Annotated in this window: 13 protein-coding genes; 1 reads left to right on the top strand and 12 read right to left on the bottom strand. The window is 44.6% G+C overall.

Features of this window, described 5'->3' with window-relative positions; all coding sequences use genetic code 11:
• Positions 1–90: 90 nt before the first annotated feature.
• The 12 genes from CBX98_RS15160 to nrfB form a co-directional block, all read right to left on the bottom strand.
• Positions 91–1,173: a DUF1513 domain-containing protein gene (locus CBX98_RS15160; RefSeq protein WP_109169685.1), complete on the bottom strand. Its 1,083-nt coding sequence runs from the start codon at positions 1,171–1,173 to the stop codon at positions 91–93.
• On the bottom strand, positions 1,154–2,191 hold the full coding sequence (locus tag CBX98_RS15165; RefSeq protein ID WP_109169686.1) for an imelysin family protein: 1,038 nt from the start codon (positions 2,189–2,191) through the stop codon (positions 1,154–1,156). The genes CBX98_RS15160 and CBX98_RS15165 overlap by 20 nt, the downstream gene beginning before the upstream one ends.
• Positions 2,192–2,201: 10 nt before the next feature.
• Positions 2,202–3,584 (bottom strand): di-heme oxidoredictase family protein, encoded by a 1,383-nt coding sequence (locus CBX98_RS15170; RefSeq protein WP_109169687.1) that lies wholly within the window; start codon positions 3,582–3,584, stop codon positions 2,202–2,204.
• 97 nt (positions 3,585–3,681) lie between these two features.
• Positions 3,682–4,944 (bottom strand): imelysin family protein, encoded by a 1,263-nt coding sequence (locus CBX98_RS15175; RefSeq protein WP_172605976.1) that lies wholly within the window; start codon positions 4,942–4,944, stop codon positions 3,682–3,684.
• Positions 4,945–5,120: 176 nt separating this feature from the next.
• On the bottom strand, positions 5,121–5,777 hold the full coding sequence (gene ribA, locus CBX98_RS15180) for a GTP cyclohydrolase II (protein WP_005394759.1): 657 nt from the start codon (positions 5,775–5,777) through the stop codon (positions 5,121–5,123).
• Positions 5,778–5,993: 216 nt separating this feature from the next.
• Positions 5,994–6,170 (bottom strand): hypothetical protein, encoded by a 177-nt coding sequence (locus tag CBX98_RS15185; protein WP_005394761.1) that lies wholly within the window; start codon positions 6,168–6,170, stop codon positions 5,994–5,996.
• A 146-nt stretch (positions 6,171–6,316) separates the two neighbouring features.
• Complete coding sequence (gene nrfF / locus CBX98_RS15190) at positions 6,317–6,727, bottom strand: heme lyase NrfEFG subunit NrfF (RefSeq protein ID WP_005394762.1); 411 nt, start codon at positions 6,725–6,727, stop codon at positions 6,317–6,319.
• Positions 6,714–7,247 (bottom strand): DsbE family thiol:disulfide interchange protein, encoded by a 534-nt coding sequence (locus CBX98_RS15195; protein WP_109169689.1) that lies wholly within the window; start codon positions 7,245–7,247, stop codon positions 6,714–6,716. The genes nrfF and CBX98_RS15195 overlap by 14 nt, the downstream gene beginning before the upstream one ends.
• A complete protein-coding gene (gene nrfE, locus CBX98_RS15200; protein WP_109169690.1) occupies positions 7,225–9,129 on the bottom strand; it encodes a heme lyase NrfEFG subunit NrfE in 1,905 nt (634 codons plus the stop codon). The genes CBX98_RS15195 and nrfE overlap by 23 nt, the downstream gene beginning before the upstream one ends.
• A gap of 9 nt (positions 9,130–9,138) precedes the next feature.
• Positions 9,139–10,110, bottom strand: coding sequence for a cytochrome c nitrite reductase subunit NrfD (nrfD, locus tag CBX98_RS15205; RefSeq protein WP_109169691.1), 972 nt, complete (start codon positions 10,108–10,110; stop codon positions 9,139–9,141).
• A complete protein-coding gene (gene nrfC / locus CBX98_RS15210) occupies positions 10,107–10,793 on the bottom strand; it encodes a cytochrome c nitrite reductase Fe-S protein (RefSeq protein ID WP_012841634.1) in 687 nt (228 codons plus the stop codon). The genes nrfD and nrfC overlap by 4 nt, the downstream gene beginning before the upstream one ends.
• A 1-nt stretch (position 10,794) precedes the next feature.
• Positions 10,795–11,397, bottom strand: coding sequence for a cytochrome c nitrite reductase pentaheme subunit (gene nrfB, locus CBX98_RS15215; RefSeq protein WP_109169692.1), 603 nt, complete (start codon positions 11,395–11,397; stop codon positions 10,795–10,797).
• A gap of 449 nt (positions 11,398–11,846) precedes the next feature.
• Here nrfB and nrfA point away from each other — a divergent pair, with 449 nt between their 5' ends.
• Positions 11,847–13,274 carry an ammonia-forming nitrite reductase cytochrome c552 subunit gene (gene nrfA / locus CBX98_RS15220; RefSeq protein WP_109169693.1) on the top strand — a complete coding sequence of 476 codons (1,428 nt, stop codon included), beginning with the start codon at positions 11,847–11,849 and terminating at the stop codon, positions 13,272–13,274.
• The last annotated feature ends 60 nt before the right edge of the window (positions 13,275–13,334 follow it).

Genomic DNA, 13,334 nt, shown 5'->3' on the forward strand with positions numbered 1-13,334 from the left:
GAAAAGTATGGCAAATATCTCACAGCTTGCAGGTTTAAAATTAAGAATCTGATGTTGAAATTAACATCAAGTTTCTTTATCTATTTGGGTTCAAACAATCTTTGACCAATGGTTATCCCATTGAACACCACTAAAAGAAGCGCTTTTATGTGTTGTTGGCCTTTGCTCAACCACTTTGCCAGCACCAGAGCTGACCCTGAATTCCTTTCCATATGTCACCACTCCCGATGCATCTGGCAAAGCACTTAACTCAACCAACTTCCCTGTAGCTTTGGACCATATCCCATAACAACTGCCCGGAGGAGAAGTCGCAAGGATCCATTCATCCGTCGCCGCGATACTCGCGACATAGTGATTAAATCTCGCCCACTCTTCGGGTTCCGCATGCAAAGATTGCATCACGCCTCCACGAGTGTGCATCGCAAGTAAAGCTGGGTATTCATCCGGCTCTCCACGATATTGCTGACCACACAGTACCGTCTCTGCACCATCATGCGCTAAATGACGGATGCTCAACTTATGATCTGGTAAAGAGACTTGATCCAACAGCTCACCTTCTTGTGAAAGGTAACTCAGGCTTGGTCTCATGCTATCAAGATTGAGCGGTTCACGCCCGTTGGTGTGTACGCCACCGACGCCAATCGCTAATGCACCATCAGGCATCATGATCACTTCATGAGGACCTAGACCAAAACCCGTTAACTCATCGATTTTTTGATATTGCTTCTGCACATCATAAACACCAATGATCCCACGGCTTGTGCCCCTTTCCCCTTCTGTAGCAAATAGCAACGTGCCATCATGGGAGTAAACACCATGACCATAGAAATGGCGATTTGGCTTTGCTAGCTGCAGTTTGATCATCTGCTCTGAGCGATAATCAAACACCATGAAGAAAGTACCTGGTCGACGACCAAAAACTACGGCGTGGCCTTGTGGGTTTGTTGCCACACCGTGACCACGTTCAGGAATCGGCAACGAAGATAGCGGCATACCATGCTCATCGGCCACTACTGCTGCGTATTTATCTCGGCCGATGATTGAGCAGCCAATCAACGCTGGTTGACGTGAACGTGTTGAAGCACAACCAAATGGCATCATAGGTGCGGCCGCACCAAAGAGTGCGGCTTTCAGTAAGGTTCGGCGGGTTTGATCAGTCACCATCAGTTGCATTAAATCCTATAACCACGCCAAGCTCGATCGCCACCTCTTCATGGATCAAGTACTTCAATTGCTCTAGCTTATTGTATTGAGCGAGTACCATGCGGTAGCCTTCTTTACTTTGTAAAGCCATGAACAAACTCTTATCTTCCGGCCATGTTTCCAACGCCATTTCAAACTGGTGAACAACACGGTCTGCGAGACCTGCATGGCCTTGCTCTCTTAGTAGAGTATCTAGACCATTACCGTTGGCAAGATACAGCGCTTCCATTGCTTCAAGGTTTGCTTTTAAGTTTGAAAGCGACGTCTCTGAACGCCAAGATTCAGAAAAGTAAGGACGAGGCTGACCAATTTTAGCTAACGGTCTGCTCAGCTTTTTCATGCTGTAGTCAAGCTGATTAGAGAGCAGCGAAATGTACTCGGATTTCCATTCCGTCATCTCTAACGACTTCCAAGGATTTTGTGCCCAAGAATCTGCGATGATCTGCGCTTTGTTCTCTAGGTTTTCAGCAATTGCAACACCTGTCGCACAGGTATTGCTGTTGCTAGATAAGGTCGACGCTTTATCGTAAAGCAGCCATTCTAGTGCACCTAGGCCTTGCACAGTAACACTTTGCGTGGAGATCTTTTCCGCACTCCAAACTTGGTCAGATTTCGTCAGCACAGACATTTTTCGGCCGGTGGTGTTCTTTTTATCTGGCCAAAACTGGACATTCCAACTTTGCTCCAACGCCGTAGCAGGGCCACGCTCTTGACCTTGTAATGCCATCCACGTCAGCATAGTTTGGTGCCATTGCTGTTTTACTTGCGTATCATCTTTCGTCTCTGATGTGCAGTAATCCGCGAAGCTTTGTTCAAGTTCTGTGGTTTGCGCTAAAAACGTCTGCGCAGATTGAAACTCAACTTCGTAGACCGCTTGAGAAATATGACTTGTACTCTCAGGCTTGGCAGAGCTCGAACCGATGGTCGATTGGCAACCAACCAAACTTAACGTTGCGGCAATCGCACTCACTAACAGTGTTTTTTTCATGGTTGCTTCCTTATAGAGAATTCAGAAACGCAATCAATGCGTCACGTTCTTTTTTATTCAGTGCTAAGACGTTTTGTTTCGCCGTTTCCGCTTCACCGCCGTGCCACAGTACCGCTTCCATCAGATTACGGGCGCGGCCATCATGTAAGAAGTAAGTATGCCCGTTTACTTCTTCGGTATAACCAATGCCCCATAAGGGTGCCGTTCGCCATTCACGGCCGTTTGCTAAGTACTCAGGACGGTTATCGGCTAAACCTTCACCCATATCGTGCAGAAGCATGTCTGTATATGGATGGATAAGCTGCTCAGAAAGCGCTGGTAACTCTGGTCGCTTCGCCGTTTTGACACTGGTCTTATGGCAGCTTTCACAGCCAGAAGCCGCAAAGATTTTCTGACCGAGTTTCACGCTAGGATTGTTCATATTTCGGCGAATAGGTACGGCTAAGTGCTGGCTGTAAAACTCAACGAAGTCGAGAATATTTTCACTCACTTCTGGTTTGCCGCCATTTGGCATGTCGTCACAAATACTTTGTTTCGAGGTACAGTTTTCATTGGGGAATAAATGGCTCGTCAGACCCACATCACCATTGAATGCTGCTGCATTTTGCTGCATTAACGTCGGTTGTCCGGCTTTCCAGCCAAAACGACCAATCGAGAAGTCGTCCTTCTCAATATCCCAAACCTTGTTTACTTTACCTGAGATACCGTCTTTATTTGCATCTTGTGCATCAGCCCATGCAAGTAGCGTTTCGTCAGGAATACTCTCTAACAAACCAAGGCCGATCATTGGCGGTGCAACACGCGCTGAAAATTCCGTATCAGGGTGCATATCGCCGTAACCTAGATCGGTAATATTCAAATGAGGTTTTCTTAATGTCACCTTCGTGCCGTCTTTAAACTTCACTGGCACATCGGTGTAGGTGATTTCGATTTTTCCTTCTGGCGTTTGATCTTGCAGGGCAAAGTCTTGGAGCTGGCCGCCATAAGTCGGCTCAGGTATAACGCCGTCTCTGATGTACGCTGTTTTTTGTTCTGACGTCATCGCAGGGATGCTCAAACGCACTAACATGGACACCGCATGCAAATCATTTGGCTCTGGAGGATGACCACGACCATCTTTGATGTGGCAGTTTTGACAACCATTTGTATTGAAAAGAGGTCCCAAACCATCTCTGGCATCGGTAGACGCTGGCGCTTGTACCCAAGGGTTGCGGAAAAAACTATTGCCCACGCTAAAATCAAGACGTTTACTCATAGGAAGGTTCGCGGCAGGAAGAGAATACGCGTTGGCGCCTTCTTTTTTCACGCTCGTTTGTCCACCAGATTTCACATCATACGCGATAGCAGTAGAAGAAAAGATCACGGCCAAGGCCGAAATTAAGTAAGGCTTCATATCATTGCTCTAAAACACAACAAGAGGGGTGGGATAACAGCGAGTTAAAACGGTAAAGGGCTCAAACGAGCCCTTTCAATTATTTTTTGTACTTTGATTAAAACTCGTGGTCTGCAGTATCAGGGCTTAGGCTATCAATACCAATGATACCCGCAGCACGTTCAATTGAACCGGTTTGAGCAACCAATGACATGATGGTGTCATTCACTAACGTGTTGCCTTGTGCATTACCCGCTGCAATTAACTGGTCGAAGTGTTGGTTGTTCTTCTCCGCAGACGTAACCAATTTACCAACTTGATTACGCGTAACATCAAACTGCTTCTGGATCTCTTTAGCTGCTTGTTTGTCTTTTTGAGCCACTAGGTCAGCAATACTCGGACCAGAAAGCAATGTGCCGTCTTCACGCTTGTAAAGACCTGTGTAAACGTTATAGATGCCCTGCTCGTTGTAGTAATGAGAGTTGTGCGTATTGTCTGAGAAACAATCGTGCTCATCTTCTGTCGAGTTTGCTTCCAACGCCACCTTCATACGCTCACCAGCAAGCTCACCTAAAGACAATGAACCCATACCGAACAACATTTTACGTAGGCCATTATCCGCAGAATCATTAAGAAACGTTTCACGGTAGTTGCCTTTCACTTCCGCAGACCACTGTTTTTCCATCCATTCAAGGTCTTGAACCAGTAGATCGGCTGCCACTTTTAGGTACTCACCACGACGGTCACAGTGACCATTCGTACACTCAGAACCGACAACGAAGTCCGTGTAAGCGCGCTGACCTGCACCTGCGTTTGTGCCGTTTAGGTCTTGACCCCAAAGTAAGAATTCAATCGCGTGGTAACCTGACGCAACGTTTGCCTCAGAACCACCTACTTCGTTGAGATCCGCTAGCAATTCTGGAGTAATTTTTGCAACGTCTAGTTTAGAAGCACCAATCTGTAAACTGGTGTTTGCGATGATGTTTGCAGCAGCGCCTTCGTTACCGAGTTCATATTGGTAATCTGTCGCTACGTAGTCAATTAGGCCTTCATCAAGTGGCCAGGCATTTAACTGCCCTTCCCAGTCATCAACAATCGCGTTACCAAAACGGAATACTTCAGATTGTTGGTACGGAACGCGAGAGTCTAGCCACGCTTGTTTTACTTCTTCAAGCTTATCCGCTGATGGCGATTTTAGGAATTCGTCGATTTTTACGTCGAGCGTTTTCGCCGTTGTCACTGAGTCAGCAAAGACTGCATGTGCAACGTCTGCATAATGTTCAACGACTTGTTGTTTCGTTACTTGGGCAGCAACGGTAGAACCACTGGCAATGAGGAGTGATGCAGCAATAGATTGGACTAAAACTGTTTTTGCATTCATCTGAAGCATCCTTGTTGAGCAATTTATTTGTTTTATTCGTAGTGCTAATTATTCTTATTTGCACTATTAGTCACGAGATAATACAAATTTACAATTTATTTTCAACTCTAGATACAAAAAAAGCCTCATCGTTGTGAGGCTTTTAACATGCAAAACTGATAATTTAATAAATAAAATCAGAATTTTAGATTGTGCTTACCATGAGAAACTTTTGCTTTTAGGTAGCTTTCATTACCATCTTTAATATGTGCAGAGGTATTGACAACCTCAACAATCTCGATGCCGTATTCTGCTAATTCACGGATTTTCTTAGGGTTGTTGGTCACAAGGCGAATTTTACTTACACCTAATGCTTCGAGCATTTGCGCTGCTTCAGTGAAATCACGAAGGTCATCGTCAAAACCCAAATGGTTGTTTGCTTCATAGGTGTTCATACCTTGGCTTTGCAAACGGTACGCATCAATCTTGTTGTATAGACCAATACCACGACCTTCCTGACGTAGGTATAAAATAATACCGCCAGATTCGCCCATGCGTTGAATGGTTTCTTCTAATTGCTCGCCGCAATCACAGCGGGATGAGTGAAAAACATCACCAGTAAGACATTCTGAATGCATACGCACCAAAGGCGTTTCTTGCGTTTGATCCGCTTGCCTAAAGATAACTGCCACATGCTCTTTATCTGTCTTCAGGCCACGAAAAGACAGGATTTCAGCATCGATATTACTTTTAGCCCCGACTTTAAAATCTACTCTGGCACGTACTTCCGCCATATCTATACTCACTCGATTTATTGCTTGATGCGCTTGATGCGTTTTCGTTATTGCATTCATGGGATTCACTCATTGCTCTTCAACTATGGGGATTGATACCGCATTTTTCAATATAGAGATCACAATTGAGAGCAGTTATCCCCTAAAGACAGCCAAAGAGAACAACTCCCCGCGCTGACGAATTGTTATAGTATAACAATTTTGAAAAACTACAATAAAAAACCCCAGACAAATTTTGTCTGGGGTTGATAATGAGTTGTATGTAGGGGTGATGATTTAATGTGTTTGGCTACGTTTCCAAACCGTAAGCTCTATCCATACCGCTTCGAGTTCTTGAATTTCTTCTTCGGTTAATACGGCAAGAGACGATGTAACTTGAGGCAGTTTCGAGGTTTGCAATGCACGAATCTGCGAATAAAAGTCTTTTTTTAACTGTAATATAACTGAATCCACTGCGTGCACCTACTTAGTTCTTTTATTACTTCTCCAGCTCAAATCGTTGATTTTCTTTATACTGGAATCTTCATAAATTCGGAAAAATGATAACATTCTGTTTGTTATCTGCACGATTTATTTCCCATAGTGGAATAGTGGTCACATTATTGACGCTTTATCATTTTGATCGAAAATAGGATAAAAAAGATCAAAAGTAATAGAGGAAAGATCCACAACGCTGCTGTCGAATAATTAAATGGTGGCTGATACAAAACGATATTCCCATATCTCTGAACCAAATAATCTTTTACCTCTTGATCCGTACTTCCTTCGTTTACCATCGAGTACACTTTCAATCTTAAATCTTTAGCGGCTTGTGCATTAGATTCAACAAGGTTTTGGTTTTGACATTGTGGGCATCGTAAAGCCTTAGCTAATGCATTTGCTCTTTGTTGCAGTTCAACGGAATGAAATTCAAACAGATCAACATGCTGCGTAATTTGCTCTGCTTTGACCCAAGAAGAACACAAAGAAAACAAAACAATAATGAAGTAAGCATATTTAAAGTGAGACATTAAAATACCCCGAAAATAACGAGTTCCATTTGTCTATTGTTAACTTACCTCTATATTTGATCAAAACATTGCCATTTTGATCAATTAAGTAAGTTTCCGGCGTTCCTATTACACCAAGTTCAACCGCCAGTTGCCCATTAGGATCGGATATAACTTCGGTATATGGATTGTGTGAAGAGCTCAAATAGCGTTTAGCCGCGCTTTCTTTATCTCGATAGTTAAGACCAACGATGGGCACACCTTGTCGAGCTAAGTTGAGCAAATCATCATGTTCTTGTTTACAAACCCCGCACCAAGACGCCCAAACATTCAATAGCACATAACCTTGATTTTCTAGTACTGCATCGGTGATTCGATTGCCTGAAATGAGTGAGTAAGCGGTAAAATCTGGGATAGATAACATACGATTTTGTTGTATTTCTACGTTTGGTCTATCGGATAATGCCATTGTCGCGGTGACAACAAAAATCGCAACTAGCAATATGAGAACGATCAGTTTAAGCGTATTTTTCGATCTCATTACCTTTTCCCCTTAGATTCATCATACTCCCCAAAGCACTTATTACGATTAAAGCGCCACCAAACCATATCCACCAGATACCCGCCCGATATTGCACTTTAATTGCGTAGGCGCTGTTGTCGAGCTTGTCACCCAAAGTGATGTAGTAGTCTCCATGCCATAGTGATCGAATAGCGGGCTCGGTCATATTCATCACGCGTACAGGGTAATGCCGTTTCTCGGGTTGAAAGTTCAGCGCCTTACCGCTCTCCAAATAAAGATCAACACTTCCCTGTTCTGCGGTGTAGTTCGGCCCAACTAACCATTCAATTCCATGATAATCAACGGTGATACCCGCTTTTTGATACGAGCTACCTGGCTCTACCCGTAAGTTGTATTCATACGAATAGTCACTATTAAATACTGCCCCGCTTGCACCCAACGCAAAGCCAACATGAGCAAGAAACATAGGCATTAATTTGCTCTTGTTTTCTGCACAAAACAGCAATAGCACATGAGAAACCACTACCCACGTCGCTAATACCAGAGTAATCAAAGTCGTTATATGAAGCTCTTTTGTAGTAAAAACGAAAATAGTGCTAACCGCAATAACATGAATACCGACAAACCCAATGGTTTTAACGGCATGAGGACTGGCTCCTTTCGTCCACTTCAACACGGGCATAAAGGCGAGAAAGGTCAGAGCAAGTAATGTAAGGGGAAAAACGAGGCTATTAAAGTAAGGTGCCCCAACGGATATATTACCTAGGCCAAGCAGTTGATAAAGCATTGGGTAAAAGGTACCGAGGAAAACAATCGCCATACAAACAACGAGAAGCCCAATAGCGATGTATACCATGTAGGCACGACTTATTAACGAATCGAGCGTAAAACGAGGAATATGTAGCCCTCGCATAATGAGCACACCAAAGGTGACAATCACCAAAACGCTGAGAACAGCAAGAAGTACTACACCTTTGGTTGGATCAACCGCAAACGCGTGTACTGAGGTTAATACACCCGACCTCACCACAAATGTGCCGAGAATACTCAAACTGAACGTAGCAAAACCCAATGCGTAGGTGCTCCAAATTGCTCCTTTATTACGCTTCGACAACACACCGCTATGCAGTAGTGCGGTACCCATTAACCAAGGCAGCAAAGACGCGTTTTCTACCGGGTCCCAAAACCACCACCCGCCCCAACCTAATTCATTGTATGCCCACCAAGAACCAATCAAAATTCCAATTGTTAGCGTACCCCAAGCAAAGAAAGCGGCACTACGGGCAACACCATACCATTCATTTATAGGTCGTTTCGCTAATAACGCAGCTAAGGCGAACGCCAGTATCGCGGCATAACCAACGTAGCCCAAATATAACAGCGGTGGATGAATAATAAGCTCGATATCTTGCAACATCGGATTGAGATCTCGTCCCTCCAACGCTAGTGTCTGAGCATACTCAAAAGGATTGGACGTGGTGAGGGTAAACCAAGCGAAAATAGCAATAAGTAAGTTCATGATACCCAAGCAATCGCCTGTATATTGAGTGCAAACTGGCGACTTGATAGCAATAAAAGACGCCCATAAGCTCAACGTAACCACCCAAAACAACATAGACCCTTGATGGCCGCCCCAAGCAGCTGCAATCTTAAACGCGATAGGTAACTGGCTGTTCGAGTGTGTAACCACATACTCAAGCGCAAAATTATCCTGAATAAAACAGACTATCAAAAGCGCCAAACAAACTAAGGAGGCTAAGCTGATAATATGAGACGTTGCGGTTTGGTGTGGCAACACTCCCTTCTTCCGCAGCGTAAAGCAAACCCAATGCAGCAGCGTCGCACATGTCGATGCGACAGCCACCAATATCAACAAAAAGAAACCGAGCTCAGCCTCCATTTAGCCTCCTTACACGATGGTCATTTGACCAGCATAGAGAATGAAAGTACGCAGCATGAGTACGCCAACCAAACTCAACGTTGTGACCGCAAAAACGTAACTTCCTCTATGACGAACTTCTGAAGGCGTTAGCCAGTTTAGTATCAACGGTGTGATCATTCCGATGAGCACTACACCAACCCAGAACCACTGAGCCCAGAATCCACTCGAAATGGCATTCCAAGCCGCGGCTTCATTTTGCCCGCCACTAAAGATAAGCCCAGTAAAGAATGTCACTAAGACAAACAGCTCAAACAATACCACTGGGCGTTCAAATCCGTGCACCCAAGACACACTAGGGCTGCTGGTCGACTCTTTAAACACCAAGATGCCGAACATCAAACATGCTGCTGCGCCAGATGACAAACTAGAGAATAGGAATAAGATTGGCAGAACTGGATTGTTTAGCATTGGGTAAGTCTTCAATGCAGACAATAAGAAGCCGGTGTATGCCGCAAGCACGATCGCTAAAAAGCCCAAGAACAACTCAATCGCGTTGTTGGCTTTCCCTGCTTTAATCAAGATGCCATCGGCAAAATCCAACAGTTTGCTCGGTAACTTCCCTTCACAAAAGCTGATGATTTGATGACGGAAGATAACGCCGATCCAAACAAACAGCACTAGCATGTACACTTGGAACAAGACAACGCCCATCGACATCACGGAAGTCGGGTTGTAGTAAATCATGATCTTCCAAAACTCAAGCGGTTTAGTTAAGTGGAAAATCAAAATCACTAAGCCAGAAATAATGCCAAATGGCGCTAGCCAAGCCATTGCTTTTATAATGCCATTGTTTGCGGGATCACCTTCAATCACTTTGCGTTTTAAATAGATAGAAATCATCACCGCACCTGCTGACATCCCAGCAAGGAATAAGTAAATCGCAATAATCCAATCCCAGACTAACGAGTCAAAGTGGAATGCACTTTCGAAGCCGTTCATGATGACACCTCCCCTTTACTATGCGGAATTTTGTACAGTTTAGGCTGCGTACCTAAATGCGATTTATCGCGATAGACAACATGGCTTTCGATAGCTTTGCTCACCTCGCTAGCTGGGTCATTTAAATCACCAAAGATGAGTGCTTTTGTTGGGCAAGATTCCACGCAAGCTGGCTGCTTACCTTGCGCCAGGTTGGTATCGCGGCAGAAGTTGCATTTATCCGCAGAGTGATCGACTGGATTAAAGAAGCGCACTTGGTAAGGACAAGCAGCAAGGCAATAACCACATCCGACACATTTCTCTTTGTGTACATCCACAATGCCCGTCGCTTCATCTTTGTATGCTGCGCCTGTTGGGCACACATAGACACATGGTGGATTATCACAGTGCTGACAGGATTCGCGAGTAAACTGGTATTCCACATCTGGGAATTCGCCAATCGGTTCACTGCGATGAATTTTAAGTCGCGTCACGCCTTCAGGGACTTTATTTACTTCGCGACAAGCATCGGTACAAGCGGTACAGCCAATGCAGGCATTTTCATCATGAACCATACCCATGCGCTTCGCTTGTTCACTGTTGCTGGCATAAAGAGAGGAGCTAACAACGGAAGTGCCCGCAACGCCTGTAGTTAAAATCAACGCACCGCTGCTAGCTAAAAAGTTTCTTCTCGAACATTTCATGCTATCTCTCCTCTTCTTTGGCAAGTTCAGGTTCGACGGCAAATTCAGAGTGACAATCCACACACTGCTTAATCAGCTGTTTTCTGTCATAAGACAAAGCTTTGGTTTTTGCGGCATGAACATCATGACAGTTTGAACAAGTGAGATTCTTGGCGTGCACATCGTGCGTCCAGTGCTTTTCTCTTAACTTAAGTGGCGCGTGACAATCCACACACTGGCTATTAGCTTTGAGAATCAAGCTTGGGTCAAGGGACACTTTGTCGTGCACCGCTTTCGATTGCGCAGCAGAAAACTTAATCACATCGGGTGCGCCTTCACGGTGATCAGGGCCAATGTTGCTGTGGCAGTTAGTGCAATTGAGCTGCTTACCTTGACTCAATAACGCTTGCGAATCATGCGATAGATTCAGAGTCTCTTTTGCATCCTTATGACATTGAAGACATTTATAGTCTCGGTCACGGATCAACTCGACTTGATGACGCTCGGCTTGAGCACCTTCAACTGGCTCTGAAGAAGTCGCATGGGCGGCGGTGAAAAAACCATAGATGGCAAAGATGAAGAGAAATTTCAGCATTGTCTCTATGGTCAATTTTATATTGCCCATATTTTTCTTTCCTTAGCTCGATAATAATTGATAACTGTTATCAACTATTATTTGAGCAACAATTAATTTCCTCTGAAGATATTTTCACACCTTCAAATGACATCAATTCTTATTTTGGAAAGCCACAACGCTAAACCTGTATTTATAATACCTCTATAATTCCTAAGAGGTAGAATCACATGTTCAAAAAGCGAACTTAATCACCTTATTTTTAAAATGGTTATCACCATAACACACTGTGATTAAAGGGGATTACAATATACCACTTTAGGGGTATATGAACTTAAACATGATTAAGATCACTAGCATAATTTGATCTAAAACAAGGCCAATTTCGGTCACTATTTCATCTATTCAATTCACTATTAATATTAACGATAGATCTCCGATTCTTATTTGGAATAGCTCCTCACAACGCTGCTAATAAAAACGAATATGGAGATAACACCGTGAGCATAAAACACTGGATGAGCGCACCTATCGCGGTTGCGACCTTATTCGCCAGCCAATTATTTTTGGTTGGTGCTCCTTTGGCGGCAGAGGATACTGGTCTCATAGAGCCTCGCAATGATACCTTTGAACGAAACCATCCTGACCAATATCACTCTTGGAAAGCCACATCGGAAAGCGAGCATATTGAAGATGCCTTAAGTGAAGACCCAAACATGGTGATCTTGTGGGCCGGTTATGGTTTTGCTAAAGACTACAACAAAGCGCGCGGTCACTTTTACGCGCTTGATGATGTGAGGCAAACCCTCAGAACTGGCGCACCAGCAGACGAAAACTCCGGGCCAATGCCGATGGCTTGTTGGAGTTGTAAAAGCCCAGATGTCGCCCGCGTAATTGAAGAGCGCGGTGAAGACGGCTATTTTGAAGGTAAATGGGCGCGCTTGGGCTCAGAAATCGTCAACCCTATCGGTTGCTCCGACTGTCACAATACGGGTTCTGAAGCCTTCAAGAAGGGCGAACCCGCACTGGCACTGACTCGCCCATACGTCGAGCGTGCTTTTGACACCATCGGTAAAAACTTTGATGAACAGTCTCGCCTAGATAAGCAAGCATCGGTCTGTGCTCAATGCCACGTTGAATACTACTTCACTGGTCCGACTAAAGCAGTCAAATTCCCATGGGACATGGGGACCAACGTCGCGGATATGGAGAAATACTACGACGCGTTAAACTTTAAAGATTGGACGCACGCCGTTTCTAAAGCACCAATGCTTAAGGCGCAACACCCAGGTTTCGAAACTTGGAGAGCGGGTATTCATGGCAAAAACAAAGTGGTGTGTGTGGACTGTCACATGCCTAAAGTAACCAAAGAAGACGGTACGGTATACACTGACCACAAAGTGGGTAACCCGTTTGATCGTTTTGAAGACACCTGTGCGCAATGCCATACTCAAACCAAAGAGCAGCTACAAGGCATCGTTTCGACTCGCAAAGCGCAAGTACTAAACATGAAGCTAACCGCCGAGAAGCAAATTGTGGCAGCGCACTTTGAAGCTGGTGCAGCATGGGAAGCAGGGGCAACAGAAGAAGAGATGCAACCTATCCTACAAGATATTCGCCATGCACAATGGCGTTGGGACTACGCGATTGCTTCTCACGGTGTTCACATGCATGCTCCTGAGGTAGCACTTGAAGTACTCGGTACCGCAGTTGATCGCGCTGCTGACGCTCGTACTAAGTTAGTTCGTTTACTGGCAACAAAAGGTATTACTGACCCAGTTCAAATTCCAGATATCTCGACCAAAGCAAAAGCGCAACAAGCACTAGGTATGGATATGGAAAAGATGAACGCAGACAAGAAACACTTCCTAGAAACGGTGGCACCAGAATGGGATAAAGCAGCTGCTGAGCGCGAAGCAACGTACTGATCAGTATCGATTACACTAGGTTAAATGGATAAAACGAAGGGCGCACGTTGCGCCCTTTTT

The sequence above is a fragment of the Vibrio sp. T9 genome, from assembly GCF_003123985.1.
GTDB classification, from domain to species: domain Bacteria; phylum Pseudomonadota; class Gammaproteobacteria; order Enterobacterales; family Vibrionaceae; genus Vibrio; species Vibrio diabolicus.

What these genes read in the sequence shown, in the direction of transcription:
- CBX98_RS15160 (WP_109169685.1), bottom strand. Translation starts at nt 1,173, where the DNA reads ATGCAACTGATGGTGACTGATCAAACCCGCCGAACCTTACTGAAAGCC.
- CBX98_RS15165 (WP_109169686.1), bottom strand. Translation starts at nt 2,191, where the DNA reads ATGAAAAAAACACTGTTAGTGAGTGCGATTGCCGCAACGTTAAGTTTG.
- CBX98_RS15170 (WP_109169687.1), bottom strand. Translation starts at nt 3,584, where the DNA reads ATGAAGCCTTACTTAATTTCGGCCTTGGCCGTGATCTTTTCTTCTACT.
- CBX98_RS15175 (WP_172605976.1), bottom strand. Translation starts at nt 4,944, where the DNA reads ATGAATGCAAAAACAGTTTTAGTCCAATCTATTGCTGCATCACTCCTC.
- ribA (WP_005394759.1), bottom strand. Translation starts at nt 5,777, where the DNA reads ATGAATGCAATAACGAAAACGCATCAAGCGCATCAAGCAATAAATCGA.
- nrfF (WP_005394762.1), bottom strand. Translation starts at nt 6,727, where the DNA reads ATGTCTCACTTTAAATATGCTTACTTCATTATTGTTTTGTTTTCTTTG.
- CBX98_RS15195 (WP_109169689.1), bottom strand. Translation starts at nt 7,247, where the DNA reads ATGAGATCGAAAAATACGCTTAAACTGATCGTTCTCATATTGCTAGTT.
- nrfE (WP_109169690.1), bottom strand. Translation starts at nt 9,129, where the DNA reads ATGGAGGCTGAGCTCGGTTTCTTTTTGTTGATATTGGTGGCTGTCGCA.
- nrfD (WP_109169691.1), bottom strand. Translation starts at nt 10,110, where the DNA reads ATGAACGGCTTCGAAAGTGCATTCCACTTTGACTCGTTAGTCTGGGAT.
- nrfC (WP_012841634.1), bottom strand. Translation starts at nt 10,793, where the DNA reads ATGAAATGTTCGAGAAGAAACTTTTTAGCTAGCAGCGGTGCGTTGATT.
- nrfB (WP_109169692.1), bottom strand. Translation starts at nt 11,397, where the DNA reads ATGGGCAATATAAAATTGACCATAGAGACAATGCTGAAATTTCTCTTC.